The organism is Polaromonas sp. P3_B4, from assembly GCF_056402835.1.
Genome location: NZ_JBFUGQ010000001.1, coordinates 2,280,982 through 2,305,760, shown reverse-complemented (window position 1 = coordinate 2,305,760; position 24,779 = coordinate 2,280,982). Strand labels below are relative to the sequence as shown.

The following is a 24,779-nucleotide window of genomic DNA, read 5'->3' as shown; positions in this document are numbered from 1 at the left end:
ACACCATGAGCACCTTTGCACAGGCACCAACCGCAGACCGGGAAGCCATTCCCGAAGTTGCCAACCCCCTGGGGCTGGACGGCATTGAGTTCATTGAATACACCACTGCCAAGCCGCAGGCGTTGGGACAGGTGCTGGAAACGATGGGTTTCCGTCCGGTTGCCCGCCACCGCTCGCGCGAGGTATTGCTGTACCGGCAAGGCAGCATGAACGTGATTGTCAATGCCCACATTCCCGCCATGCCGGATGGCGCCGCGCCAACCGACAAGCCGGTGATTGCCGCTGTGGCCTTGCGCGTGCGGGACGCGGCAGACGCTTACCACCGTGCGCTGGAGCGGGGCGCCTGGGCCGTGCCGTCGCGCGTCGAGGTGATGGAGCTGAACATCCCGGCCATCCATGGCGTGGGAAAGAGCCGCATTTATTTTGTAGACCGTTACGACAAGTTTTCGATCTATGACGTTGACTTTGTCCCCATTCCCACGGTGGAGCAGCATCCGCCGGCGGTGGCGGGACTGCATTTCTTTGGTGTCGTGCAATACATCGGCAATGACCGTACTGAAGACTGGGCCGAGTTTTACCGCGAGCTGTTTGGCTTTACCGACCTGCCCGACGAACAGCGCTTCGGCATCCTGCCCAAGGGACGCATCCTTCGCAGCCCGTGCCCGCCTTCGTCGCGCTTTTACCTTCAGCTGATCGAACCTGAAGCCAGCGTGCTCGACGTGGAAGGGGATGAAAGCCTGCAGCGCATTGGCCTGGGCAGCGCAGACGTGCTGGTCACCGTTGCCGAGCTGCGCAAGCGCGGCGTGGAATTCCTCGAGTCACCCGGGGTCCATACCGAGGACCGCGGCGCGCTGACCAAGAGCTGGATGGGCAGCGTGAGTTTTGAGCTGGTCCATGACGTACGCTAAACAGGCGCCAGGCATGAGCCACTACAGCGGCAACATCGACGATTTCGGGATGGACACCATCTCGCTGGCAGGTCCGCTGGAAGCCAAGCTCAAAGCCGTGCGCGAGGCTGGCTTTACGCAGATCATGCTCGCGGCCAAAGACCTGGTAGGCCACCCAGACGGCATGGAAGCCGCCGTCGCTGCGGTGCGTGCAAGCGGTTTGCGCGTCACCGGGTTCCAGGTGTTGCGTGATTTTGAGGGGCTGTCCGGGCACCTGCACGACTACAAGATGGACATCGCCAAATCGATGCTGGAAATGTGCCATGCGCTGGGCTGCCGCCTGCTGCTGATCTGTTCGTCAACCTCGGTGCACGCCACGGGTGAAACCCAGGCGCTGGTCAGGGACTTGCGCAAGCTGGCCATGCTGGCGATTCCGATGAATATCAAGATCGCCTACGAAGCCTTGTCGTGGGGCCGCACCGTCAATGAGTTCCCGCAGGCCTGGGACATTATTTGTGAAGCCGACATGCCCAACCTGGGTTTGGGCTTTGACTCCTTTCATATGTTTGCGACAAAGACCTCGCTGGATGAGCTGGACATACTGGATCCGGACAAAATTTTTCTGGTGCAGCTGGCCGACTTCATGTGGACGGAAATCAAGTCGGTCGAGGAACGTATTGCCACCGCCCGGCATTTCCGCGTGTTTCCAGGTGAGGGTGTGCACAGCGAAGCGCTGGCCACACTGGTCACCAAGCTGCATGGCCTGGGCTACCGTGGCGATTACAGCTTTGAAGTGTTCAACGACGACTACCAGCAAATGCCTTTGCCCACAGTAGCCCAGCGCGCATGGCGCTCTGCACTGTGGCTGGGGGAGGATGTGCTGCGTCGTTCCGTGCCGCTGCCTAACCAGATCCGCTTGAGAAAATGAAGCTCCCACGCTCGTCACTTCGTGCCTGCGGTGCGCTGCCCCATTCTTCCGCGTATGGGGCGCATTTCCCCTTGGCGCGGCCCGGTGGAAAAACATCAGCCATTGTTTTTTGAGAGTTCACGGCATGAGCAGTATTTTTGAAGGTTTTTTGTCCACGCCGGAAATTCTGGAGGCCTTCAGCGAGCGTAACTTCCTGGATGCCATGTTGCGCTTTGAGGCTTCGCTGGCACAGGCGCAGGCCGAGGCCGGTCTGATTCCCGAGGCGGCGGCCCGTTCCATCGCCGGCACCTGCAAGGTCGAGCTGTTTGATGTGGCCAAGATCGTTCGCGAAAGCGGGCGCGCCGGCAGCATCGCCATTCCACTGGTCAAAGCCCTCAAGGAAACCGTAGGACTCTTCAACAAGGAGGCTGCCGGTTTTGTCCATTTCGGCTCGACCTCCCAGGACGTGATCGACACCGCGCTGGCGCTGGTGACCCGCAATGCGTTGGACCTGATTGAGGCCGACATCCGCAAGGCAGTGGCGGCGTTGCTGGTGCTGGCCCGCCGCCATGCCGCAGCCCCTGTGCTGGCCCGCACGCTGATGCAGCCGGCATCGGTCACCAGCTTTGGTTTCAAATGCGCGGGTTGGGCCGCGCCGCTGGCGCGCAGCCTGCAGCGCCTGCAGGTGGCCCGCCACAATGCGCTGGCCGTGCAGCTGGGCGGGGCCGTGGGAACACTGGCGCAGATGAACGGCAAGGGCCCGCAAATCATGGCGCATATGGCGGCCGACCTGAAGCTCAAGCCCGCTGCATTTGCCTGGCACACCCAGCGCGATGAGTGGGTGGCGCTGGGCTGCGAGCTGGGCCTGCTGGTAGGCAGCCTCGGGAAGATCGCCAAAGATATCTCGCTGATGGGCCAGTACGAAGTGGGCGAACTGGCGGAGCCGACCGAGCCGGGCCGCGGCGGTTCATCCGCCATGCCGCACAAGCGCAATCCGGTCGCCTGCATGGTGGGACTGGCTGCAGCGCAGCGCGCGCCGCAGCGCGTGGCCGCCCTGTTGGCGGCCATGGCGCAGGAGCATGAGCGCGCCCTGGGGAACTGGCAGGCCGAATTGGCCGAATGGCCGGGGCTTCTGATGTCGGCGCACGGATCCGTCCGCGCCATGGCCCAGGCCCTGCCGGGCCTGCAGGTGGACACCCAGCGCATGAGTGCCAACCTGGAGGCGCTGCGTTCCGTGCTGCCCGCTGATGCCGCCGACGAGTGGTTTAACCCGGCGCTGGTGCGGCATGCGTCAACACTCGCGCATGCCCAAGCCGACGCTGTTGAAGCACTGGTGGGGCAAACGCACACTGACAGCCATCGCACCAAGACCGCAAAAAGGTAAAACATGAACGACCATGACAAGGGAATGATCAACCGCAGGCGCGTGCTCGGTGATGCCTGGGTGGACCGTTCCATCGCCAAAAGCAATGCCTTCAACGGCGAGTTCCAGGACCTGATCACGCGTTATGCGTGGAATGAAGTCTGGGGCCGGCCGGCGTTCGGCGACAAGACGCGCCGCCTGATGGTCCTGTCGACCATGATTGCGCTCAAGGCGTACGAAGAATTTGCCATGCATGTACGCGCCGCACTCGACGGCCCGCCGGAGTCGCGGCTCACGCCAGACGATATCAAGGAAGTGATTCTGCAGGCCGCCATTTACTGCGGTGTTCCCGCCGCCAACCATGCGTTCTCTGTGGCGGGTGACATCCTTCGCGAAAAAGGCCTGCTCGCCGACTGACAGGGCACGCATCTGCGGCTCCCAAGCAATACATCATTGAAAGACGCATGAAAGAACCTCATCTGCACTGGATCAGTGAAGGCCAGGGGCCTGTCGTCGTGCTCAGCCATGCATTGGGCTGTGACCTCACGATGTGGGACGGCGTGACGGCCATCCTGAAGAATCGTTACACCGTGCTGCGCTATGACCACCGCGGCCACGGCCAATCGGAAGCGGTACCAGGCCCTTACACACTCGACCTGCTGGCCGATGATGTGGTGGGCCTTATTAATGGGCAGGGCGGTGGCCCGGTGCATTTTGTCGGGCTCAGCATGGGCGGCATGACGGCGCAGGCGCTGGCAGCGCGGCATCCGCAGCTGCTCAAAAGCATCGTCATTGCCAACGCCGCCATGTTTTACGACGACGCGGCGCGTGCCATGTGGCAGGCGCGCGTTCACACCGTACAGGCCCAGGGCGTGGCGGCGATATCAGACGGTGCGATGCAGCGCTGGTTTACGCCGGAATTCAGGGCGGACGAGGCGGGCGGCGGTGCGCGCAAGGTAGCCGCGCTACGCAAGGTGCTTGAAACCACCGATGCCACCGCTTATGCGGCCAGCTGCGAGGCGGTTTCCCGCATCGACTTCCGAATCAGTAACGGCGCGATCCAGTGCCCGGCCCTGGTGATTGCCGGCACGCGCGACGAGGCAACGCCCGTGGCCATGTCTGAAGCGATTTGCGCCAGCATCAAGGGCGCGCAATTGCGCACCTTGCCAGCGGCTCATTTGAGCGCGGTGGAGCAACCAGATGCATTTGCCGACTTGCTGGAACGCTTTTTCGAAAGCCTGCGCTAGGGCGCTGCCGGCGGCCTGATCGGGCAGGTGCGGGAGCGGGGGGGCAGGGTGCTTCGGTGATGGGGCGGCGGCGTCGATAATCGGCCCAGGCTAATAGCCAAGCCCCACCCACCCGAACATCCGGAAAGCCCCGCTTCATGAAAACAATCCTTGTCCTGAATGGCCCCAACCTCAACTTGCTGGGAACGCGTGAGCCGGCCGTGTACGGCTCTCAGACCCTGGCCGATGTGGAAGCGCTGTGCACCAAGGCCTGCGCAACCCACGGTTTCAGGCTCGACTTTCGCCAAAGCAACCACGAAGGCGTGATGATTGACGCCATCCATGAAGCCGGGCGCGCCCAGGCGGCTGGCACGCTGGCAGGCATCGTGCTGAATGCCGGTGCTTACACCCACACCAGCGTGGCCCTGCACGATGCCATCAAGGGCGCGGGCGTCACGGTGATCGAGCTGCACATCAGCAATGTGCATGCACGCGAGGCTTTCCGGCATCACTCTTATATTTCACCGGCTGCCAAGGCGGTGATGGCCGGCTTCGGCGTCAAGGGCTACGCCCTGGCCATCGCGGGCCTGGCCGAGCTGGCGGCCTGATCCGGTTGCGGCTGACCCATGGCTGCGCCACCGAAATTTCCCGTTGACGAACGTGAGGTGGAGTTCAGTGCCATCCGCGCTCAGGGTGCGGGCGGGCAAAACGTCAACAAGGTCTCCAGCGCGATTCACCTGCGCTTTGACATTGCGGCCTCGTCACTGCCTGATGCCGTCAAGGAGCGGCTGCTGGCAACCAGTGACAATCGCATCACGCAGGAGGGCGTGCTGGTGCTCAAGGCCCAGCAGCACCGCACCCAGGAAATGAACCGCAGCGATGCCATGGCGCGCCTGCAGGAGATTGTTGACAGCGTCTCCACACCGCCCCGGGCGCGGCGCGCGACGAAACCCACCTACGGCTCGAAGCAGCGCCGGCTGGCCGGCAAAAGCCAGCGCTCGGAAATCAAGTCGTCGCGGGGCAAGGTGGGCGGCGACTGAGTCCTGCCGGCAGTCCACCAGGTACCGTTCAGGTCACCATATAGCGCCCGGGTTTGTGGTTGACCCAGAGGAAAAGGCTCATCAGTACGGCGGCCATGACGGAATACGCCACGCGCTCAGGGGGCACGACTGCCAGCGCCATCAACACCACGGCCGAATCAATGGCCATCTGTATCTTGCCGGCGCGCCAGCCGTGCTTTTCCTGAAGATAGAGGGTCACGATGGTGGCGCCGCCCAGGCTGGCCCGGTGCCGGGCCAGGAAGAGGCAGCCGGTCCCCAGCAGCAGGCCGCCCACCAGCGCGGCGTACAGCGGGTGGATGTCTGCGATGTCGAGCACTCGGGGCGACCAGTCCGCCAGCAGCGACAGCAATGCAATGGACAGGAAGGTCTTGATGGTGAACTCGCGGCCCATGCGGCTCCAGGAGAACCAGTAAAAGGGCAGATTGACCAGAAAGAACAGCTTGCCGAAACTCATGCCCGTGGCGTAGTGCAGCACAAAGGCCACGCCGGCCGTACCGCCCGTCAACAGGCCTGCCTGGTTGAAGATCACCATCGCCAGCGACACAAACAGCGTGCCCGTGAAGATGCCTTGCGCATCGTCAAAAAGGGTGTGGCGCTCGGGGGGAGGAAATGGGGCCATGGGGACGCTGGGATATTTGGCTGCGGGCAGGTTGCAGCAGCTGTGCATGATTTGTGCCAGTGCTGGCGGCACGCTCGTCCGCGCAAAAGGCGATGCGCCCGTGTTCCCCGCAAGCCAGGATTGCGCTTTCCAGGCGCTAAATATGCATGATTTAGGGCTCCAGGCCAATAGGAGTATGCGCGAGCAGCTATCAAAACAGTAGCGCTATGCGCGGCGCTGGTTTCCTTGCTGCAGCCTGTCTCGCACCTGCGCGGTGATTTCCAGGGAGTGCCGGGCGATGGCGGGGTCGTAAATGTGAGTGGTCACCATCAGTTCATCGGCCCGGGTGTCCTCGATGAAGCGCTGAAGCTGGTTTTCAACCGTTGCCGCCGAACCTGCGACGGCATAGCGCAGCATACGCTGCGCGCCGGCTTTCTCGGCCGGTGACCAGTAGCTTTCGATGTTGTCGATAGGCGGCGGCATCGGCCCCGGCGTGCCGCGCAACAGGTTGGTCATGGCCTGCTGCACGGAGGTGAGCTGGTAGTGTGCCGCTTCGTCCGTTTCGGCCGCGACGACATTGGCCACCACCATGGCATAAGGTTTGGCGAGCTGCGCGGAAGGCCTGAAGCCGCTGCGGTACAGGTCCAGCGCCTGCATAAGCATGTCGGGTGCGAAATGCGATGCGAAGGCAAAGGGCAGACCCAGCATGGCAGCGAGCTGGGCACCGAAGAGGCTGGAGCCCAGCAGCCACAGTGGTACCTTGAGGCCCGCGCCCGGCACGGCGCGGATTTTCTGGCCGGGCTCTAGCGGTTCAAAATAGGCCTGCAGTTCCTCGACGTCCTGCGCAAAGGTGTCGGCGTTGTTCTGGTTGTCACGCCGCAGCGCGCGTGCGGTGAGCTGGTCGGTGCCCGGTGCGCGTCCCAGCCCGAGGTCGATACGGCCAGGGTACAGCGAAGCCAGCGTGCCGAACTGCTCGGCGATCACCAGCGGCGAATGGTTGGGCAGCATCACCCCGCCGGATCCCACGCGGATGGTTTGCGTGCCGCCCGCCACGTGGCCGATGACCACCGCGGTGGCGGCGCTGGCGATGCCGGGGTTGTTGTGATGCTCGGCCAGCCAGAAGCGCTTGAAACCCAGTTGTTCGGCATGCCGGGCCAGGGCCAGGGTGTTGCGAAAGGCATCGGCGGCAGTGGCGCCCGTGACGATGGGGGATAGATCGAGGACTGAAAAGGGGATCATGTTTTTGCGCCCTCTCCCCGAAGGAGTGGGAGTGAAGAGGAAGCGAGCCAGCCTGAATTCATGGATGTTGTTGTAAGGGTGCCGGGCCAGTTTAGGAGCTTGGCGATGGCCGCATGAGGGGCAGGGTATAAGAACCTGTTTACGGTCTAAACGAGGCCGCGCAAGCCCCTTCTCGGGATGGGATGCAAGGCGCGGTGCGACACCCATAGCACAGCTATGGGTTAGCATCGCAACGCCGCAGACTGCCCGAGAAGGGGCTTGCCCTTCGGGTTGGGGTGACGCAAACGCGGTCGCGTTTGCATCCCCATTGGGGCAGCTGCACGACGCCCAGCCGGCCGGCTGGGCGGTCGGGCGATTGAGCCACCCAGGCCCTTGCATGGGCATTAGCCCATGCGGCGGTCCCGGTCGGCCCACTCATCCCGATTGCACCCCAACGCGGCTCCGTTTAGACCGTAAATAGGTTCTATCTCCCATGACAGATTCGGCAAACATTGAGCTGCCCTCCGAAGCGCTTGCGATGCTGCGCACGGCCAGCCGTTTTGAAACCCCTTGCGGCGACGGCACCATGGTCTGGCACACGTGGGGCCAGGCCACGCGCCGGCCCGGGCTCGCGCCCCTGGTGCTGCTGCACGGCGGCAGCGGCAGCTGGATGCACTGGCTGCGCAACATCCCCGCGCTGGCCGCGTCGGGCCGCTGGGTGCTGGTGCCCGACCTTCCCGGTTTTGGCGATTCGGCCGCGCCTTTACGGGGCACCGATGCCGACGTGCTGCCCGAACCGGTCGAGCAAGGGCTGGCCCTGCTGGCGGGCGAGGCGGCCTGCGACCTCGTGGGATTTTCCTTTGGCGGCATGGTGGCCGGCTTTGTGGCGGAGCGCTTCCCCGCCCGGGCGGCGCGTGTGGTGCTGGTGGGTGCGCCCGGCCTGGGTGTCGCGCCCGAAAAAGCCATACGCCTGCGCGCATGGCGGCATATCACCGATGCGGGCCAGCGCGACGAGATCCATCGCCACAACCTCGCGGCGCTGATGCTGTACCGCGCGGACGCGATCAACGAACTGGCCTTGCGCCTGCACATCGCCAACGTGCTGCGCGACCGCATGAAGGGCCGCAGCCTGGCGCGCACCGGCGCGCTGGCTCAGTCACTGGCGCGGCTGCGCTGCCCGGTGTGGGCGATTTACGGGGAAGAGGATGCGCTGTACCGCGGCAAGCTTGATGGGCTGCGGGCAGCCCTGGAGCGAGCTGCGGACTTCAGGGGCCTGGCCCTGGTCGAAGGCGCCGGCCACTGGCTGCAGTTCGAGCGCGCGGAGGCCTTCGACAAAGCCCTCCTCACGACGCTCGAAGCGCCTCTTTAGCTTTTACTTTTCAATCGCGAGCAGTTCGATGTCGAAGGTCAGCGTGGCATTGGGTGGCACCACGCCGCCGGCGCCGCGGTCGCCATAGGCCGTGGCGGGTGGACAGGTCAGTGTGGCCTTGCCGCCGACCTTGATCTTCTGCACGCCTTCGGTCCAGCATGGCACCACGCGGTTCAGCGGGAAGGTGGCGGGCGCGCCGCGCTTGTAAGAGCTGTCAAATTCCTTGCCGTCGGCCAGCGTGCCGCGGTAGTGCACCTTGACGGTGTCCGTCGCTTTGGGCTGCGCGCCGGTGCCGTCGGTGCTGTGCACGATCTTCACGCCGCTGGGCAGGGTCTCGGCCGGGGCGGCGGCAAGGGCGGTGCTGGACAGGGCAATGGAGGCCAGGGCGATGAGCGCGGCGGTCAATGTCTTCATGGAGGTCATGCTTTCGTGGCTATGGGGTAATCGGAGAGGGTGACCTGGATTATCGTCCTGGCTCTCGCCTTGCCTCAGTGGTGCCGGCTCGCCTATCTCAGGTTGTCAGGTCGCTGAGCTGGATCCTGAGGGGGCGGAAGGTATGAGTGGTACTCCAGCCAATCAAAATTGGCTCAAATTGGTAACGTCAGCGTGAAAAATTTTGCATTGGCCTTACCAGTTCGAACCATAACCCCATAGCAAAAACCGCCGTCGCATAAACTGCACTTCACGCGGAGGATTCATGCTGGACCAACTCAAACAGGTCGACAACCGTCGGCTCTACCAACAAATTGCCGAGCAGATTCGCGCCTTCATTGACAAGGGCAACTACACCGCGGGTGCGCGGTTGCCGCCGGAGCGCGATCTGGCCCTGCAGCTGGGCGTCTCACGCCCCTCGGTGCGCGAGGCACTGATTGCACTGGAAATTGAGGGCAGCGTGGAAGTGCGCATGGGCGCTGGCGTGTACGTCTGCAGCGCGGCCCAGCGCAAGCCGCAGTCCCTGGCCACCATGGGCGAAAGCCCGATCGAACTGATGCAGGCACGCGCCGCCCTTGAGGGCACCATCGTGCTGCAGGCCTGCGCCAGGGCCACGCCCGAAGCACTGTTGGCACTGCGCCAGATTCTGGACAACATGCTGTCCGCCATGGCGCAAAACCGCTCGCCCCTGGCCTTTGACCGGCAGTTTCACCAAACGATTGCAGCCATGACAGGCAACTCCGTGCTGGAGCGGCTGGTGGGCGAGCTGTTTGACGAGCGCCACAGCCCGATTGCCGCGCGCCTGAGCGCGCATTCCGAATCGGGCCAAAGCTGGGCGATTGCGCTGCAGGAGCATGAAGCCATCTTGCGCGCCCTGGAGAACCGGGACGTACTGGCCGCACAGAACGCCATGCGCATGCATCTGCAAGCCTCCGAACAGCGCTGGGTCGAGAACCGCCGTGAATGGTCATGAGCTAGGGCCTGTTAACCTTTACCCCCTGTATCCGTGGTCAGGCCTGTGCAATTGCGCAGGCTTTTTCCCGTTTTTTTCACCCCGATTTTGATCCCGGATCACGGGTAAGCACCAATACACACGCACTTCCCGGTAAGGCCAAATACGCCACATCGTGTCAGGTGGCCTTACCAATTTGCAGGACGGCAGATTCATCCCTCCCGGTCCCCTGACCTACCAAGAGGAGTTCGCATTGCTGTCTTCCGTGTCCGATCCGGTTCGTCCCGACGCGCCCAGCCCCGCCGAGGCCGGCGTACTGTTGCGCCTGGAAGGGATTACCAAACGCTTCCCGGGGGTGCTGGCGCTGGATGGTGTGAGCTTTGAGGTGCGAAGCGGCGAGGTACACGCGGTGTGCGGCGAAAACGGCGCAGGCAAATCGACGCTGATGAAGGTGATCAGCGGCCAGTACCAGCCCGATGCGGGGGCCCTGTACTACCGCGGCGAGGTCTGTCAGTTCCAATCCACCGCCGAATCCCAGGCTGTCGGCATTGCCATCATTCACCAGGAGCTGAACCTGGCTCCGCACCTCACGGTGGCCGAAAACATTTACCTGGCCCGCGAGCCACGCAAAGGCTGGCTGATCGACCGGGCGGCACTGCGCCGCCAGGCAAAGCAATGCCTGGACCGCTTGGGGCAGGACATCTCACCGGACGCCCTGGTCAAAACCCTCTCGGTCGCCCAACAGCAGATGGTGGAAATTGCCAAGGCGCTGTCGCTCAACGCCCAGGTGCTCATCATGGACGAGCCCACCTCGTCCCTCACGGAGTCGGAGACCGAGAAGCTGTTTGCCATCATCCACGAGCTCAAGCGTACGGGGGTGGGCATTGTCTACATCTCCCACCGCCTCGACGAACTGGCGCTCATCGTGGACCGGGTCACCGTCTTGCGCGACGGACGCTACGTGTCAACCGAACGCCTGGCCGACACCAGCGTGGAAGAGATCGTGGCAAGGATGGTGGGGCGCTCGCTGGATGATGTATTCCCCAAGAGAACCTCCGTGCCCACTGCCGACGTGTTGTTGCGCGTACAGGGCCTGACACGCCAGGGTGTGTTTCACGACGTGAACTTTGAGCTGCGCCGCGGCGAAATTCTGGGCTTTGCAGGGCTCATGGGGGCCGGCCGCACTGAAGTGGCCCGCGCCATTTTTGGTGCCGACTCTATCGACGCCGGCGAGGTGTTCCTGGCCGGGGAGCGACTCACCATTCACTCGCCACGGGATGCCGTACGCCAGGGGCTGGCCTACCTGTCAGAGGACCGCAAGCACGACGGACTGGCATTGAAGATGAATGTGGCACAGAACATCACGCTGGCCAACATGGAAGCCGTGTCCAACCGTGCGGGCATGATCCAGTTTGCGAAGGAGCAGGATGCCGCACGCCATTACATCGGCGCTCTCGACATTCGCACGCCCAGCAGCAGCCAGATCGTGCGCCTGCTCTCGGGGGGCAACCAGCAGAAGCTCGTGATCAGCAAATGGCTGTTCCGTCAATCACGCGTGCTGTTCTTTGACGAGCCCACACGCGGCATTGATGTGGGCGCCAAGTACGCGATCTACCAGTTGCTGGACCAGCTCGCAGGCCAGGGTATTGGCGTCGTGATGATCAGCTCCGAGCTGCCCGAAATCATGGGGATGACCGACCGTGTCGCGATCTTCCATGAAGGCCGCCTGGTCACCATCCTCCCCACCCGCGAGACCCACCAGGAGGAGGTCATGCACTACGCCTCCGGCCGCAGCGTGCCGCCCCTGCAAGCCGACCAGCTGACCCACTGAACCCTCCAGGACTTCTTTCCCGAACCACACCATGACCGAACAACAACAAGACCTGTTTCAGAAATTTGCCGCGCTGGCCAGCCTGCTGGGACTCATCGCCATCTTCTCGTTCACCAGCAACGCCTTCTTCAGCGTGGGCAATGGCATGACCGTGGCGCTGCAGGTGACATCCATTGCCTACCTCGGCATCGCAGCAACCTGCGTGATCATCACGGGGGGTATTGATCTCTCGGTAGGTGCCATCCTGGCACTGTCCGGCGTCGTGGCCGCCATGCTGGTCAAGGCGGGCGCGCCCGTGCCGCTGGGCATGTTTGCCGGCCTGCTGGTCGGTGCCCTGTGCGGGCTGATCAACGGCCTGTGTGTGACGGTGCTCAAACTGCCGCCCTTTATTGCCACCCTGGGAATGATGCTGGTGGCACGCGGCGTGGCCTTGCAGCTGACCGATGCCCGCGCCATCAGCGGCCTGGGCGACAGCTTCGCAGAACTGGGCAACGGAGCCTTGTTCCGCATCGTCAATATCGGTGCGGACGGCTTCCCCGATGTGGTGTTCGTCGGCATTCCCTATCCCGTGGTGCTCATGATCGTGCTGGCGCTGGCCGTCTCCGTCCTGCTTAACCGTGCCACGCTGGGCCGCCATCTGTACGCCATCGGCTCCAACCTGGAAGCCGCCCGGCTCTCGGGCGTGAACGTCAACGGCGTGACGCTGTTTGCCTATGTGCTTTCCGGTTTGCTGGCCGGGCTGACCGGTTGCGTGCTGATGTCACGCCTGGTCACGGCCCAGCCCAGCGAGGGCCTGATGTACGAACTTGATGCCATTGCCGCCGCGGTGATAGGCGGGACCTCGCTCACGGGTGGTGTGGGCACGGTGTCGGGCACCGTCATTGGCGCGTTCGTGATTGGCATCCTGCGCAACGGTTTGAACATGAGCGGCGTGTCCGCTTTCACTCAACAAATTCTGATTGGCGTCGTCATCCTGCTGGCCGTATGGATCGACCAGATGCGCCATCGCAAGTGATCCCTACCGGCAGGGCTTACCGGGACTTCGAGAGACAACCTCCACAACCACTACCCATGAGGAAAGAAATGAAAAAATTTGTCCACACACTGATCGCAGCCGCCCTGGTGGCTGCGTCGTCGATGGCTATGGCCGCCGACAAGGAAATTGCCGTCATCGTGAAGACCGCCAACTCGGACTTCTGGCAAAACGTGAAGAAGGGTGCCAACGCTGCCGTGGGAAATCTCAAGGGCTACACCGCCACCTTCCAGGGCGCAGCATCCGACACCGACCTGGCCGGGCAGGTGGCCCTGGTGGAAAACGCCGTGAACCGCAAGGTCGCCGGCATCGTGCTGGCCCCGTCGGATCCGGATGCCTTGATCCCCGCCATGAAAAAAGCCTGGGAAGCCAAGATTCCTGTGGTGTTGATTGACTCCGCCGCATCGGATTCCGGCAAGGCTTACTACCAGTCCTTCCTGGCCACCGACAACAAGACTGCCGGAGAAATGTCCGCCAAGACGCTGATCGAGAAAGTCGGTACCACCGGCAAAATTGCCGTCATGTCCTACACCGCGGGCTCGGGCTCCGAAATCGGCCGCGTGGGAGGTTTCACCGACTACATCAAGAAGCATTCCAAGCTGCAGATCGTGGGCCCCTTCTACTCCAACTCGCAGATGGGTACCGCACTGAACCAGACCACCGACGTGCTGGCCGCCAACCCCGACCTCAAGGGCATCTTCGGCGCTAACGAACCCACCGCTATCGGCATGGGCCGCGCACTGGTTCAGTCGGGCAAAGCCGGCAAGGTGGTCGCCATTGGCTTTGACGGAAACTCCGACCTGCAAGGCTTTGTGAAAGACGGCACCATCGAGGCGATTGCCGTGCAAAGCGCCTTTGAGATGGGCAACCTCGGCGTAAAGACGGTGGCGGAAATCGTGGCAGGCAAGAAAGTGCCCGCCTTCCGCGATACCGGTGTGTTGATGGTGACCAAGAAAAACATCGACACGCCCGCAGCCAAGAACGTTCTCTACTAAACCGTTCCAACCCAAGGACCCTCCGGCACCGGCTGCCGGAGGATGGGCATATGCACACCACGGATCTGAAACTCCTTCCCCGCGTGGACCTGCGGCTGACAGCCCTGGGCCTCGGCTGTTCGCAAATGGGGGGCCTGTACCGTGCCACCAGCGCCCGCGAGGTAGAGGAGGTCTTTGCGAACGCCTGGGCGGCCGGCGTGCGCTATTTCGACACGGCACCCTACTACGGCTACACCCGCTCCGAGCACCGCCTGGGCGCCCAGCTGGCCGACTGCCCCCGGCACGAATATGTAGTCAGCACCAAAGTGGGCCGCCTGCTGCGTCCTGATGCCAGTGTGACTGCTGGCGATGGCGGATGGGCCAACCCCTACCCGTTTCGCCCGCAGTATGACTACAGCTACAGCGGCGTGATGCGCTCATTCGAGGACAGCCAGCAACGGTTGGGTCTGGCCCACATCGACATCCTGTACGTACACGACATCGGCCGCGACACCCACGGCGAACAGCATGCGCATTACTGGCAACAATTGACCACGGGGGGCGGCTTCCGCGCGCTGGACGAATTGCGCGCAAGCGGTGCCACCAAGGCAGTGGGCCTGGGCGTGAACGAATGGCAGGTGGTGATGGACAGCATGCAGGAGTTCGACCTGGACTGCACCATGCTGGCCGGGCGCTACACCCTGCTGGAGCAGGACTGCATCACCCCCTTTCTGGGCGACTGCATGCGCCGCGGCAACGCCATCGTGGTGGCCGCGCCGTTCAACTCCGGCGTCCTGGCGGGCAACACCAAATTCAATTATGCGGAAGCCCCGCCCGCCGTGGTGGCGCGCGTGCAAGCCTTGGCGCTGGCTTGCGAGGAATTCGGCGTGCCCCTGCAGGCCGCCGCACTGCAGTTTCCACTGGCGCACCCTGCGGTGGTGAGCTGCGTCACCGGCACCCGCACCGCAACCCAGCTGCAACAGAACGTCGCCTGGCTGGAGACGCCCATTCCCGCCACGCTGTGGCAGGCCCTGCGCAGCCGCGGCCTGCTGCATCCCGATGCGCCGGTACCAGTCTGAGGAAGCCCCATGCTGATCGACGCTCACCCGCATTTCTGGAATCTGGCAAACCGCACTGGCCACTGGCCGTCATCTTTGGCGGCAATGCGCGCCGCCTTTACCACCTTGGCCAACATATAGACGGAAATTGACATGCAACGAATGGGATGGGTCATTGGTATCGACCCCCGGCACATCGCCGAGTACAAGCGGCTGCACGCGGCCGTCTGGCCCGCTGTGCTGCAGCGCATTCACCAATCGCAGGTGCGCAACTACAGCATTTTTCTGCGAGAGCCGGAAAACCTGCTGTTCGGCTACTGGGAATACCACGGCCGGGACTTTGACGCGGACATGGCCGCTATCGCCGCTGATGCTGAGACGCAGCGTTGGTGGACCCTCTGCGGCCCCTGCCAACGCCCCCTTCAAACCCGCGGCCCAGGCGAGCACTGGGCCGCCATGGAATCCGTATTCCACATTGACTAACCACTTCCACCCAAGGACATCTATGCTGACAGTCATTTGCGAAACTCCCGGCGTGCTGCGCACGGTCGAAGGGGCCATGCCCATCCGCAATGAAGGCGATGTGCTGCTGCGCATCCGCCGCGTGGGGGTGTGCGGCACAGATCTGCACATCTTCACCGGCAAGCAACCCTTCCTGGCCTATCCACGCGTCATGGGCCACGAGATCGCGGGTACCGTAGAGGAAGCTCCAGCGGACGGCCCCCTTCAGGCCGGCGACAGCGTCTTCGTCATGCCTTACCTGTCGTGCGGCCGGTGTGTAGCCTGCCGCCAGGGCAAGACCAACTGCTGCGTCCACATCCAGGTGCTGGGCGTGCACCGCGACGGCGCCTTCACAGAGTATCTCAACGTACCCGCGCAGTTTGTGCGCAAGGCAGAGGGTGTCTCACTGGACCAGGCCGCCATGCTGGAATTTCTGGCTATTGGTGCCCACGCTGTACGTCGCGCCGACGTGCAGCCCGGCCAGCGTGTACTGGTGGTAGGGACGGGCCCCATCGGCATGGCTGCCTTGCTATTCGCCGGCCTGCGTGGTGGTCAGGTCACAGCGCTGGACACGCGAAAGGAGCGGGTGGAATTCTGCAAACAACACCTGGGGGCGCATGCGGGTGTTGTGATAGGTGACAACGACCTGGACGAGCTGCGCGCACTGACCGATGGAGATTTTTACGATGTCGTTTTTGACGCCACGGGCAACGCAAGGGCCATGGAGCGCGGCTTCCAGTTCATTGCCCATGGCGGCAAGTATGTGTTGGTGTCGATAGTGCTGGACAATATTACGTTCGCCGATCCGGAGTTTCATAAACGCGAAGCGACGCTGCTGGGCAGCCGCAATGCCACCATGGAAGACTTCGAAACGGTGCTTGAGGCGATGCGGGGCGGCAAAATCCCCACCGCAGCACTCAACACTCATCGCATGGCCCTGGCCGATGTACCCGCCCAGTTCGCCACCCTGCTGGACCCCACGCAGGGCGTCGTCAAGGCGCTGATCGAATGCTGACCGGAGTCTCCACGTGAGCACGCCCATCCTCCAGTTTGGCACCGGGCGCTTTCTGCAGGCGCATGCGGACCTGTTTGTGTCCGAGGCCCTGGCCCAGGGCCAGGCGCTGGGCGGCATAACCGTGGTGCAGAGCACAGACAGCCCGCAGAGCAGCGCGCGCGCCGCGGCACTGGCACATGGCTACCGCGTCGAATTGCGCGGCATGCAACATGGCCGGCGTATCGAGGAAACCGTGCAAGTGAACGCAGTACAGGCCGTCTGGCATGCCCGCCGCGACTGGACACTGTTGCGCGATGCCATGGCTACCACCGTGCAGGTCATCATCTCCAACACCGCGGACATGGGCTATGCACTGGACGACTCCGACACCGCGGCGCTGCTGCGTAGCCCGACGACGACGCCGCCGCCGCGCAGCTACCCGGCCAAGCTGGTGGCGCTTCTGCACCACCGCTGGCAGCAGCAGCCGGAGGCTCCCCTGACGCTGTACCCCTGCGAACTGGTCAACCGCAACGGGGACACGCTGCGCAACCTGGTATCCACGCTGGCACAGAGCTGGGGCGTTACGCCCGCCTTCCTTCGCTATGTGCGGGAGCACTGCGTGTGGGTCAATTCACTGGTGGACCGCATCGTGTCGTCTCCGCTGGAACCCGCCGGTGCAGTGGCCGAGCCCTATGCGCTGTGGGCCATCGAACGCCAGCCGCGCATGGTGCTTCCTTGCAGCCACCCGGCCATGGTGGTGACGGATGCACTGGCCCCCTTCGAGCAACGCAAGCTCTGGCTGCTGAACCTGGGCCACACGATATTGGCCGAACGCTGGCAGCTGCTGGGCGGTGCTGCTGACATGACCGTGATGCAGGCCATGCACACCCCGGCGCTGCGCACCCCGCTGGAGGCCGTGTGGGCCGACGAGGTGCTGCCGGTATTTGACGCCGAGGGCACAGGCCCCGAGGCCCACGCCTACCTGGTGGAATTGCGCGACCGCCTGCTCAACCCGTTTCTGGAACACCGTCTGGCCGACATTGCCAAGGACCACGCGCAGAAGAAGCTGCGCCGCCTGGCACCCGTGCTAGAGCGCGCCGTGGCGCTGCAACTGCCCATCGCACAGACCCAGCTGCGCAATGCGTTAGCTGAAACCGGAAGCACCCTGGGCACTGGTGCCTGAACCACCGGCTGGTCACCTGCGTTTGATGACATGCTGCGGCGCAACATCCGACGCCGCGAGCCCTCATGCCAGGGGCCAGTCCCTCAGCGCCCGGGCGTGGAACGGAAATTCGCCGCAATTGCGCCTCCGGGGTTACGATGCGTAAACCATTCACTCCGTCGGTGGTTCCATGGTGGCACTTGCCGCACAATTCGATTCGCCCCGCCGGCTGCATCAAAGAGCCAGCGACCGGCCGCAGGACTGGCTTGGCACAACGCCCCTGCTGGACCTGGACGACACCAAGCTGCGCCTGAAGGCTCGCTCGATTGTCCAGCTGTGCCGCACCGACCGGGACAAGGCACTGGCTATCTATCGCTTCGTCAAGCGCCTGCCTTATACCAAGCGGATCAAGCTGCAGTACCCGACCGCCCGCGACGTACTTGAGGCGCGCGGAGGCGACGGTGACGACAAGGTGACGCTGCTGATCGCGCTGATGCGCTCCGCCGGCATCCCGGCCCGTGTGCGCTACATGGAGATGCGCGGCGAGATGCTTCGCGGCCTGATCCCGCGGGCCACGCCGGCGGCGCGGCCGCTGGCGGAGTTCTGGCTGGGCCGTTGGGTGCGCACCGACACCTACATCTTCGATGCCGAATACGTGGCTGCGGCGCTCGAACGCCTGAAAGCGAACGGCTGGGAGTGCGGCTGGGGTATCCACATCAATGCCCAGCTTCTGTGGGACGGAAAGAACGACGCCTTCCTCGGCGGTGTGCCTACCGAGCAGGACCCCATGCTCACGCGGCTTCTGTGCGTGGTGAGCGATCCTCTGGAACTGGTGTCGGCATCCCTCGGGGGCAGCGGGCTGCGTTACCGTCGATCACTGCGGGCCTTGCAATGGAATGCGCTGGCTCCGACCATGATTCGGGCCATTCGTGAGCTGCGGGCCGGCTCGCGTTTTTATTGAAATGACAGGCCCTAGCCCATCCGCCGCAGCAACTCCGGCACGGATGACACCAGCATCGCCACGCCGGAGCAGGTCAGCAGGCTCAGCACCAGTCTGCGAAAGGCCAGGTCGCTGATGCCCGTGTAAACACGCCCGCCCAGCCAGGCGCAAATGAGCGCAGCAGGCGCCACGATGGCCAGCATGGGCAGCGTTTCGCGCGTGACCAGGCCGGCGGCAACATAGCTGGCCATGGTGACGGTCAGCACGGCCAGATTGAAGTTCTGGATGACGGCGCGCTGGGCACTCTTTTCGTAGCCGCGCAGGGTGCACCACAGTGTCGGAATCACACCGCTGAAACCACCCAAGGCCCCCATGAAACCACCGGCAACGCCAATCGTGCCGTCGGCGACGCGGCCCCCATGGTGAATGCGCGGGAGCTTGCCCGAAAAAAGCATGGCCGGGCACCATAGCGCCAGCAGCATGCCGAGAAACAGCTTGAAGAGCTGGACGTCAAGTTGCGGCAACAACAGCAAACCCAGCGGGAGCCCCAGCAGGCCGCCGGCCAGAAACGGCAGCAGGCGCTTCCAGTCAGTTGTGCGGCTGACCGTAAAGGCCGCCATGACCTGGCCCGTCAGGCCGCCGAACACCGCCATGACAGCCGCCAGCGTCGGGTCTATAGCCCAGGCCCAGAAAGACATGGCGACAAGGCTGAAGCCAAAACCCGACAGGCCCTGGACAAACCCCGCTGCCGCCGCCCCCGCGACGATCAGGATGATGTGAGCGTCCAACTCAGGCGTAATCACTCACGGGCACGCAGCTGCAAAAAAGGTTGCGGTCGCCGTAAACGTTGTCGACGCGGCCCACCGGCGGCCAGTATTTGACCTGCTTGAGCGAGGCCAATGGGAAGGCGCCGGTTTCGCGGGAGTAAGGGCGGTCCCAGTCAGCGCCCATCAGGCTGGCCGCGGTGTGCGGCGCATGCTTGAGCGGGTTGTTGTCTTGCGGCCATTGGCCAGCTTCGATTTTTCGGATCTCTTCGCGGATGGCGATCATCGCGTCGATGAAGCGGTCCAGCTCGGCCAGGGTTTCGCTTTCTGTCGGCTCGACCATCAAGGTGCCGGGCACGGGGAAGCTCAGCGTGGGCGCGTGAAAACCGTAGTCCATCAGGCGCTTGGCCACGTCTTCGGCGGTGACGCCGCTGGTTTCTTTCAGCGGGCGCAAGTCGAGAATGCATTCATGCGCGACATGGCCGTTCTCGCTGGCGTAGAGCGTGGGGAAGTGGTCTTTCAGGCGCGAGCTGATGTAGTTGGCGCTGAGGATGGCGACTTCGGTTGCTTGTGTGAGCCCTTCAGGGCCCATCATGCGGCAGTACATCCAGCTGATAGGCAGTACGGCTGCATTGCCCAGCGGCGCAGCCGAGACGGCGCCCACGCCGTTGACGGGAATGCCCGCCGTCGCATGGCCGGGCAGGTAAGGCACCAGGTCGGCCACGACGCAGACCGGGCCAACACCCGGGCCACCGCCGCCGTGCGGGATGCAGAAGGTCTTGTGCAGATTCAGGTGGCTCACGTCGCCGCCGAATTCGCCCGGTGCGGCCACGCCCACCAGTGCGTTCATGTTGGCGCCGTCCACGTAAACACGGCCGCCGTGGCTGTGCACCATCGCGCAGAGTTCTTTCACCTGCGTTTCAAACACGCCGTGTGTGCTGGGGTAGGTGATCATCACGCAGGCCAGGTTGGCGCTGTGCTGCTCGCACTTGGCCTTGAGATCGGCCATATCGACATTGCCCTGCGCATCACAGGCGGTGACCACGACGGTCATGCCGACCATCTGGGCGCTGGCGGGGTTGGTGCCGTGGGCCGACGAAGGAATCAGGCAGATGTTGCGGTGGCCCTGGCCTTTGGCCTCATGAAAGGCCTTGATGACCAGCAGGCCGGCATATTCGCCTTGCGAGCCGGCATTGGGCTGCAGGCTGATGCCGGCGTAGCCCGTGGCCTGGCACAGCCAGTCGCGCAGCTGCTTGTCGAGTTCGGCATAGCCCAGCAGTTGCTCGGCAGGCGCAAACGGGTGGATGTTGGCGAACTCCGGCCAGGTGATGGGGATCATCTCGCTGGTCGCGTTGAGCTTCATGGTGCAGCTGCCCAGCGGAATCATGCTGCGATCCAGTGCGAGATCTTTGTCGCTCAGCATGCGGATGTAGCGCAGCATGCCGGTTTCGGAGTGGTGGGTGTTGAACACCGGGTGCGACAGGAAGGCGCTGGTGCGGCGCAGGCCGGCGGGGATCAGCGACTCGATGCCCTTTTCGAAAGCGCTGACCACGGGTACGGTCTGGCCGGGCCTGGCGAAGAAGGACCAGAGCAGTTCGATGTCCTTGCGGCTGGTGGTCTCGTCCAGCGACACGCCCAGGTGATTATTCAAGCGAAAACGCAGGTTGGCGCCCGCCGAACGTGCGCGGTCAGCTATCAAATTGGTAGCGTCACCCGTCTTCACCGTGACGGAATCGAAGGCGCCTGTGTTGGTGATTTCATAGCCCAGCTCTTTGAGACCCTGCACGAAGATGGCCGTATAGGCCGCCACACGCTCGGCGATGCGCTTGAGGCCTTGCGGGCCGTGGTAGACCGCGTACATGCTGGCGATGACGGCTGGCAGCACCTGCGCGGTGCAGATGTTGGAGGTGGCTTTCTCGCGGCGGATGTGTTGCTCACGGGTTTGCAGCGCCAGGCGGTAGGTCGGGTTGCCGTGGCTGTCGATGGTCACGCCGACCAGGCGGCCGGGCAGCGAGCGCTTGAATTCGTCGCGGCAGGCAAGGTAAGCCGCGTGCGGCCCCCCGTTGCCCATGGGCATGCCGAAGCGCTGGGTGTTGCCGAGCACGATGTCGGCATCCCATTCACCGGGCGGGGCCAGCAGCGTGAGCGCCAGCAGGTCGGCCGCAACGCAGAGGGCTGCGCCATCGACATGCGCCTGGCCGGCCAGCGGGCGCAGGTCATGGATGCTACCTGTGGTGGCGGGGTATTGCGCCAGCACGCCGAAGTAATTGCCTTCGGCCATCAGTTGCGGCACCGTGACGGCTGCCGTGCTGACCTTCACCTCGATGCCCAAGGGCTTTGCGCGGGTCTGGATCACCTCAATTGTTTGCGGGTGGCAGTCGCCTGCGACGATGAAGACATTGCTTTTGCTTTTCACGCTGCGCTTGGCCAGGGTCATGGCTTCGGCGGCGGCGGTGGCTTCGTCGAGCATGGAGGCGTTGGCGATCGGCATGCCGGTCAGGTCGCAGACCATGGTCTGGAAGTTGATCAGCGCTTCCATGCGGCCCTGCGAAATCTCAGCCTGGTAGGGCGTGTAGGCCGTGTACCAGGCGGGGTTCTCGAGGATGTTGCGCAGGATCACGCCCGGCGTGTAGGTGCCGTAGTAGCCTTGGCCAATGAAGTTCTTGAACACCTGGTTCTTGGCCGCGATGGCTTTGAGCTGCTTGAGCGCGGCCGCCTCCGTGACGGGGGCCGGGATGGCCATGGCGGTGCTGCGTGCAATCGAGCGTGGAACAATGCCTTCCACCAGCGCGCGGCGCGAGGCTGAGCCCACGATGCTGAGCATGTGGACTTCGTCGGCGTCATCGATGCCGATGTGGCGGGCGATGAATTCGGCAGGGTTTTCAAGATCGCCCAAGGGCTTGGCGGATTGCATCAACATGTCGGGTCCCGTGTCAGGCTTGGCAGCCAGGAGTCAGAAAAAAGAATCGGTCAGAAAATCAGGCAGCGAAGGCGGTGTAGCGGGTTTCGTCCATCAGCGCGTCAAGCTGCGTTGGGTCGGACAGCTTGACTTTGAAAAACCAGCCGGCGCCCATCGGGTCGCTGTTAGCGAGAGATGGGTCGTCTCTTAGGGCTTCGTTGATTTCGGTGACTTCGCCACTCAAGGGCATATACACGTCGGCCGCGGCCTTGACGGATTCGACAACACCGGCGGTTTCTTTCTGGGCGAAGGTGGTGCCGACAGCCGGCAGGTCCACAAACACCACATCGCCCAGCGCATCCTGCGCATGCACGGTGATGCCGACGGTGGCGACGTTGCCTTCAATCTTGACCCATTCGTGGTCTTCGGTGTATTTGACGGTCATGAGGTTCTCCAGGGGTTGAGTGGGGTGAATAAAACGGGGAGCTTGATCTGGTGCTTAACCGCGGTAGTAGCGGGCGGGAACGAAAGGCATGGCGGCCACTTCCATGGGCACCGGCTTGCCGCGCACGATGGCGTTCACGCGTGTGCCCAGCGCAGCGAACTCAGGTTTGATGTAACCCATGGCGACGGGCTGGTTGATGGTGGGGCCCAACAAACCGCTGGTGACTTCGCCGATAGCCATGCCGTCGGTGCTTTGCAGTTCGGTGTGGTCGCGTACAGGGACGCGCTCCAGCGCCACCAGGCCGATACGCTTGCGGGTGAGTAGGGCGGGGTCTGCCAGTTGGGCCAGGATTTTGTCCGCACCCGGAAAGCCGCCGGCACGTGCGCCGCCGGTGCGGCGGATCTTTTGCATGGCCCAGTTGAGGTTGGCCTCCACCGGCGTGGTGGTGGTGTCAATGTCGTTGCCATAGAGGCACAGGCCCGCTTCCAGCCGCAGCGAATTGCGCGCGCCCAGGCCGATGGGTTTGACTTCAGGTTGCGCGAGCAGCGCGCGTGCGAGTGCGTCAGCTTGCGAAGCAGGCACCGAGACTTCAAAGCCATCTTCACCGGTGTAGCCGCTGCGGGTGATGAAGCAGTCGCAGCCGGCCACGCTGAAGCGGCCGCCGGTCATGAATACGAGTTTTTCGACACCGGGCGCCAGGCGCTGCAAGGCAGTGACGGCCTGTGGGCCCTGCAGCGCCATCAGCGCCATTTCCGGCATGGGGATGACTTCGCAGCGCGAGCCGATCTTTGCCTGGATGTGTGCAATGTCGCCGACCTTGCAGGCGCCGTTGACGATGACAAAGAGGTCGCCGCCGTTGGCGTAGTCGCGGTTGAAGAACATCAGGTCGTCGATGATGCCGCCGTCGTCGTTCAACAGCAGGCCGTAGCGCTGCTTGCCGGCGGGCAGGTCGATCACATCAACGGGTATCAGGGATTCCAGCGCGACTGCGGCATCAGCACCCACCAGGCGTAGCTGGCCCATGTGGGACACGTCAAAAAGGCCGGCAGCCTGGCGTGTGTGGTGGTGTTCCGCCATCAGGCCCGCGGGGTACTGCACCGGCATCGAATAGCCCGCAAAAGGCACCATGCGCGCGCCAAGCTCCACATGCAGGTCATGCAGGGGCGTTTTCAACAAGGTTTCGGGGGCGGCGGAAGAGGTGGACGAATCGGACAAGGCATTCTCCAGGGGGCAAACACGGTCATGGCAAGAACTTGTTCTCAATCCATGGGCTGCCCCTGCTGTCCACTTTACCTGAGAGATTCACCCGGCGATGCAGGCTTGCTCCTTCGGTGGGCTGCCCGTGAAAGGCGGCCTCTCTCCAGTAGGGAACGCCTTGCCGCGTGGTGCGCCGCAGGGCGGTTGCCAGTCCTTTTGCCTGAGCGTTCAGTGCTACTCAAGGGGGGTGCCCCCAGGGTGCTCGTGCGCCTTCGGCGGTTTTCGCGAGGAAAACTCTCTCCTGACACCGCTGAGTGTAACGGAAGCCGCTGTCGGCTCGATCAGGCGGCCTGGTGCTGCGGCAGCAGCATGGCGATGCGCTCGCTGATGGAGTCGGCGCGCTCGTGGCCCGCGATTTTTTCGATTTCCTCGATCATTTCGCGCGAGGCGCTGAGCATGGTCTCGCGGTCTTTGGCATTGCGCAGCGCTTCGCGAAAGCGCTCGGCCATCTCCGGGTTGCGCCGGGCGAACATGCGTTCGCAGATGTCGAACAGGAACATCCGGGTTGTGGCAAGCGAGCGCTTGCCTTCAAATTGATCGGCAGAGACCTGAATGGCCTGGGTGGTTTCGGGGCTGGGAAAGTTCTGTAACTGCGCCGGCGTGAGTGTTTGGGCGGGTGCAGGCGCAGGGTTTTTTGCCGGCGCGGACGTCTTGCCGGGATGGGCTTCCAGAAAGCCGTCGCGCAAAAGGCGCAGGGCAATGGCTTCGCCGTCGCCCTCAAACAGCGGGCGGAAGTCCTGGGCCGACTTGCTGCCGTCGGCCATCAGCAGCAGGGTGCGCTCGCGCTGGCCTAGCGTTCTCACGCCGGGCTTGAGCTCGGCACGGGCGCGGTCGGTTTTGTGGAGCTGCATGGATTTCATCCTGAAATGAAACCCCGAGCATGGCTGCTGAAAATGACAGCCTCGTGA

At 63.6% G+C, this 24,779-nt stretch carries 25 protein-coding genes and 2 riboswitches; of the genes, 17 read left to right on the top strand and 8 right to left on the bottom strand.

The features are described 5' to 3' along the window. Positions 1 to 5 precede the first annotated feature (5 nt). The 7 genes from AC1DVV_RS10925 to arfB all read left to right on the top strand — a co-directional run bounded on the left by AC1DVV_RS10925 (position 6) and on the right by arfB (position 5,423). Positions 6 to 908 carry a VOC family protein gene (locus AC1DVV_RS10925; RefSeq protein ID WP_457280115.1) on the top strand — a complete coding sequence of 301 codons (903 nt, stop codon included), beginning with the start codon at positions 6 to 8 and terminating at the stop codon, positions 906 to 908. A 13-nt stretch (positions 909 to 921) separates the two neighbouring features. Further along, positions 922 to 1,815 (top strand): sugar phosphate isomerase/epimerase family protein, encoded by an 894-nt coding sequence (locus tag AC1DVV_RS10920; RefSeq protein ID WP_457280960.1) that lies wholly within the window; start codon positions 922 to 924, stop codon positions 1,813 to 1,815. A gap of 124 nt (positions 1,816 to 1,939) precedes the next feature. Next, entirely contained in the window at positions 1,940 to 3,178 is a 1,239-nt protein-coding gene (gene pcaB / locus AC1DVV_RS10915) for a 3-carboxy-cis,cis-muconate cycloisomerase (RefSeq protein WP_457280116.1), read from the top strand. Positions 3,179 to 3,181: 3 nt separating this feature from the next. Beyond that, the gene (locus AC1DVV_RS10910) at positions 3,182 to 3,574 is read left to right on the top strand and encodes a carboxymuconolactone decarboxylase family protein (protein WP_457280117.1); all 393 of its coding nucleotides are present in this window, start codon (positions 3,182 to 3,184) and stop codon (positions 3,572 to 3,574) included. Positions 3,575 to 3,621: 47 nt separating this feature from the next. Continuing rightward, positions 3,622 to 4,404 (top strand): alpha/beta fold hydrolase, encoded by a 783-nt coding sequence (locus AC1DVV_RS10905; RefSeq protein ID WP_457280118.1) that lies wholly within the window; start codon positions 3,622 to 3,624, stop codon positions 4,402 to 4,404. A 137-nt stretch (positions 4,405 to 4,541) separates the two neighbouring features. Further along, entirely contained in the window at positions 4,542 to 4,991 is a 450-nt protein-coding gene (gene aroQ / locus AC1DVV_RS10900) for a type II 3-dehydroquinate dehydratase (protein WP_457280119.1), read from the top strand. An 18-nt stretch (positions 4,992 to 5,009) separates the two neighbouring features. After that, positions 5,010 to 5,423, top strand: a complete 414-nt coding sequence (gene arfB, locus AC1DVV_RS10895) for an alternative ribosome rescue aminoacyl-tRNA hydrolase ArfB (RefSeq protein ID WP_457280120.1) — start codon at positions 5,010 to 5,012, stop codon at positions 5,421 to 5,423. A 28-nt stretch (positions 5,424 to 5,451) separates the two neighbouring features. Here the strand turns inward: arfB and AC1DVV_RS10890 are convergent, their stop codons facing one another. After that, positions 5,452 to 6,063 (bottom strand): DUF6198 family protein, encoded by a 612-nt coding sequence (locus AC1DVV_RS10890; RefSeq protein ID WP_457280121.1) that lies wholly within the window; start codon positions 6,061 to 6,063, stop codon positions 5,452 to 5,454. Positions 6,064 to 6,267: 204 nt separating this feature from the next. Then, positions 6,268 to 7,281 (bottom strand): LLM class flavin-dependent oxidoreductase, encoded by a 1,014-nt coding sequence (locus AC1DVV_RS10885; RefSeq protein WP_457280122.1) that lies wholly within the window; start codon positions 7,279 to 7,281, stop codon positions 6,268 to 6,270. A 472-nt stretch (positions 7,282 to 7,753) separates the two neighbouring features. On the opposite strand from AC1DVV_RS10885, the gene AC1DVV_RS10880 reads away from it, so the two are divergent. Beyond that, positions 7,754 to 8,629 (top strand): alpha/beta fold hydrolase, encoded by an 876-nt coding sequence (locus AC1DVV_RS10880; protein WP_457280123.1) that lies wholly within the window; start codon positions 7,754 to 7,756, stop codon positions 8,627 to 8,629. Between the two features lie 3 nt (positions 8,630 to 8,632). Here the strand turns inward: AC1DVV_RS10880 and AC1DVV_RS10875 are convergent, their stop codons facing one another. Beyond that, entirely contained in the window at positions 8,633 to 9,043 is a 411-nt protein-coding gene (locus tag AC1DVV_RS10875) for an FKBP-type peptidyl-prolyl cis-trans isomerase (protein WP_457280124.1), read from the bottom strand. 283 nt (positions 9,044 to 9,326) lie between these two features. On the opposite strand from AC1DVV_RS10875, the gene AC1DVV_RS10870 reads away from it, so the two are divergent. The 9 genes from AC1DVV_RS10870 to AC1DVV_RS10830 all read left to right on the top strand — a co-directional run bounded on the left by AC1DVV_RS10870 (position 9,327) and on the right by AC1DVV_RS10830 (position 18,527). Beyond that, the gene (locus tag AC1DVV_RS10870) at positions 9,327 to 10,034 is read left to right on the top strand and encodes a FadR/GntR family transcriptional regulator (RefSeq protein ID WP_477702192.1); all 708 of its coding nucleotides are present in this window, start codon (positions 9,327 to 9,329) and stop codon (positions 10,032 to 10,034) included. 235 nt (positions 10,035 to 10,269) lie between these two features. Next, on the top strand, positions 10,270 to 11,844 hold the full coding sequence (locus AC1DVV_RS10865; RefSeq protein WP_477702198.1) for a sugar ABC transporter ATP-binding protein: 1,575 nt from the start codon (positions 10,270 to 10,272) through the stop codon (positions 11,842 to 11,844). A gap of 31 nt (positions 11,845 to 11,875) precedes the next feature. Further along, complete coding sequence (locus AC1DVV_RS10860) at positions 11,876 to 12,859, top strand: ABC transporter permease (protein ID WP_457280126.1); 984 nt, start codon at positions 11,876 to 11,878, stop codon at positions 12,857 to 12,859. Between the two features lie 68 nt (positions 12,860 to 12,927). Next, positions 12,928 to 13,872: an ABC transporter substrate-binding protein gene (locus tag AC1DVV_RS10855; RefSeq protein ID WP_457280127.1), complete on the top strand. Its 945-nt coding sequence runs from the start codon at positions 12,928 to 12,930 to the stop codon at positions 13,870 to 13,872. A gap of 50 nt (positions 13,873 to 13,922) precedes the next feature. Further along, complete coding sequence (locus AC1DVV_RS10850) at positions 13,923 to 14,930, top strand: aldo/keto reductase (protein WP_457280128.1); 1,008 nt, start codon at positions 13,923 to 13,925, stop codon at positions 14,928 to 14,930. Between the two features lie 132 nt (positions 14,931 to 15,062). After that, positions 15,063 to 15,392 (top strand): L-rhamnose mutarotase, encoded by a 330-nt coding sequence (locus tag AC1DVV_RS10845; RefSeq protein ID WP_457280129.1) that lies wholly within the window; start codon positions 15,063 to 15,065, stop codon positions 15,390 to 15,392. 22 nt (positions 15,393 to 15,414) lie between these two features. Continuing rightward, entirely contained in the window at positions 15,415 to 16,425 is a 1,011-nt protein-coding gene (locus tag AC1DVV_RS10840) for a zinc-binding alcohol dehydrogenase family protein (RefSeq protein WP_457280130.1), read from the top strand. A gap of 13 nt (positions 16,426 to 16,438) precedes the next feature. Beyond that, positions 16,439 to 17,587 carry a mannitol dehydrogenase family protein gene (locus AC1DVV_RS10835; protein ID WP_457280131.1) on the top strand — a complete coding sequence of 383 codons (1,149 nt, stop codon included), beginning with the start codon at positions 16,439 to 16,441 and terminating at the stop codon, positions 17,585 to 17,587. A 172-nt stretch (positions 17,588 to 17,759) separates the two neighbouring features. Then, complete coding sequence (locus tag AC1DVV_RS10830) at positions 17,760 to 18,527, top strand: transglutaminase-like domain-containing protein (protein ID WP_457280132.1); 768 nt, start codon at positions 17,760 to 17,762, stop codon at positions 18,525 to 18,527. An 11-nt stretch (positions 18,528 to 18,538) separates the two neighbouring features. Here the strand turns inward: AC1DVV_RS10830 and AC1DVV_RS10825 are convergent, their stop codons facing one another. The 5 genes from AC1DVV_RS10825 to AC1DVV_RS10805 all read right to left on the bottom strand — a co-directional run bounded on the left by AC1DVV_RS10825 (position 18,539) and on the right by AC1DVV_RS10805 (position 24,722). After that, positions 18,539 to 19,294, bottom strand: coding sequence for a sulfite exporter TauE/SafE family protein (locus AC1DVV_RS10825; protein WP_477702193.1), 756 nt, complete (start codon positions 19,292 to 19,294; stop codon positions 18,539 to 18,541). 1 nt (position 19,295) lies between these two features. Then, positions 19,296 to 22,190: an aminomethyl-transferring glycine dehydrogenase gene (gene gcvP / locus AC1DVV_RS10820; protein WP_477702194.1), complete on the bottom strand. Its 2,895-nt coding sequence runs from the start codon at positions 22,188 to 22,190 to the stop codon at positions 19,296 to 19,298. A gap of 58 nt (positions 22,191 to 22,248) precedes the next feature. Next, positions 22,249 to 22,614 (bottom strand): glycine cleavage system protein GcvH, encoded by a 366-nt coding sequence (gcvH, locus tag AC1DVV_RS10815; RefSeq protein ID WP_457280135.1) that lies wholly within the window; start codon positions 22,612 to 22,614, stop codon positions 22,249 to 22,251. A gap of 54 nt (positions 22,615 to 22,668) precedes the next feature. Continuing rightward, positions 22,669 to 23,829 carry a glycine cleavage system aminomethyltransferase GcvT gene (gcvT, locus tag AC1DVV_RS10810; protein WP_457280136.1) on the bottom strand — a complete coding sequence of 387 codons (1,161 nt, stop codon included), beginning with the start codon at positions 23,827 to 23,829 and terminating at the stop codon, positions 22,669 to 22,671. Positions 23,830 to 23,884: 55 nt separating this feature from the next. Next, positions 23,885 to 23,988, bottom strand: a riboswitch (glycine riboswitch). A gap of 21 nt (positions 23,989 to 24,009) precedes the next feature. Continuing rightward, a riboswitch (glycine riboswitch) is annotated at positions 24,010 to 24,125 on the bottom strand. 27 nt (positions 24,126 to 24,152) lie between these two features. After that, on the bottom strand, positions 24,153 to 24,722 hold the full coding sequence (locus AC1DVV_RS10805) for a hypothetical protein (protein ID WP_477665657.1): 570 nt from the start codon (positions 24,720 to 24,722) through the stop codon (positions 24,153 to 24,155). Between the last annotated feature and the right edge of the window lie 57 nt (positions 24,723 to 24,779).

Excerpts from the sequence above, each read along its gene's own strand:
- AC1DVV_RS10925 (WP_457280115.1), top strand. The coding sequence starts at position 6 with ATGAGCACCTTTGCACAGGCACCAACCGCAGACCGGGAAGCCATTCCC.
- AC1DVV_RS10920 (WP_457280960.1), top strand. The coding sequence starts at position 922 with ATGAGCCACTACAGCGGCAACATCGACGATTTCGGGATGGACACCATC.
- pcaB (WP_457280116.1), top strand. The coding sequence starts at position 1,940 with ATGAGCAGTATTTTTGAAGGTTTTTTGTCCACGCCGGAAATTCTGGAG.
- AC1DVV_RS10910 (WP_457280117.1), top strand. The coding sequence starts at position 3,182 with ATGAACGACCATGACAAGGGAATGATCAACCGCAGGCGCGTGCTCGGT.
- AC1DVV_RS10905 (WP_457280118.1), top strand. The coding sequence starts at position 3,622 with ATGAAAGAACCTCATCTGCACTGGATCAGTGAAGGCCAGGGGCCTGTC.
- aroQ (WP_457280119.1), top strand. The coding sequence starts at position 4,542 with ATGAAAACAATCCTTGTCCTGAATGGCCCCAACCTCAACTTGCTGGGA.
- arfB (WP_457280120.1), top strand. The coding sequence starts at position 5,010 with ATGGCTGCGCCACCGAAATTTCCCGTTGACGAACGTGAGGTGGAGTTC.
- AC1DVV_RS10890 (WP_457280121.1), bottom strand. The coding sequence starts at position 6,063 with ATGGCCCCATTTCCTCCCCCCGAGCGCCACACCCTTTTTGACGATGCG.
- AC1DVV_RS10885 (WP_457280122.1), bottom strand. The coding sequence starts at position 7,281 with ATGATCCCCTTTTCAGTCCTCGATCTATCCCCCATCGTCACGGGCGCC.
- AC1DVV_RS10880 (WP_457280123.1), top strand. The coding sequence starts at position 7,754 with ATGACAGATTCGGCAAACATTGAGCTGCCCTCCGAAGCGCTTGCGATG.
- AC1DVV_RS10875 (WP_457280124.1), bottom strand. The coding sequence starts at position 9,043 with ATGAAGACATTGACCGCCGCGCTCATCGCCCTGGCCTCCATTGCCCTG.
- AC1DVV_RS10870 (WP_477702192.1), top strand. The coding sequence starts at position 9,327 with ATGCTGGACCAACTCAAACAGGTCGACAACCGTCGGCTCTACCAACAA.
- AC1DVV_RS10860 (WP_457280126.1), top strand. The coding sequence starts at position 11,876 with ATGACCGAACAACAACAAGACCTGTTTCAGAAATTTGCCGCGCTGGCC.
- AC1DVV_RS10855 (WP_457280127.1), top strand. The coding sequence starts at position 12,928 with ATGAAAAAATTTGTCCACACACTGATCGCAGCCGCCCTGGTGGCTGCG.
- AC1DVV_RS10850 (WP_457280128.1), top strand. The coding sequence starts at position 13,923 with ATGCACACCACGGATCTGAAACTCCTTCCCCGCGTGGACCTGCGGCTG.
- AC1DVV_RS10845 (WP_457280129.1), top strand. The coding sequence starts at position 15,063 with ATGCAACGAATGGGATGGGTCATTGGTATCGACCCCCGGCACATCGCC.
- AC1DVV_RS10840 (WP_457280130.1), top strand. The coding sequence starts at position 15,415 with ATGCTGACAGTCATTTGCGAAACTCCCGGCGTGCTGCGCACGGTCGAA.
- gcvP (WP_477702194.1), bottom strand. The coding sequence starts at position 22,190 with ATGTTGATGCAATCCGCCAAGCCCTTGGGCGATCTTGAAAACCCTGCC.
- gcvH (WP_457280135.1), bottom strand. The coding sequence starts at position 22,614 with ATGACCGTCAAATACACCGAAGACCACGAATGGGTCAAGATTGAAGGC.
- AC1DVV_RS10805 (WP_477665657.1), bottom strand. The coding sequence starts at position 24,722 with ATGCAGCTCCACAAAACCGACCGCGCCCGTGCCGAGCTCAAGCCCGGC.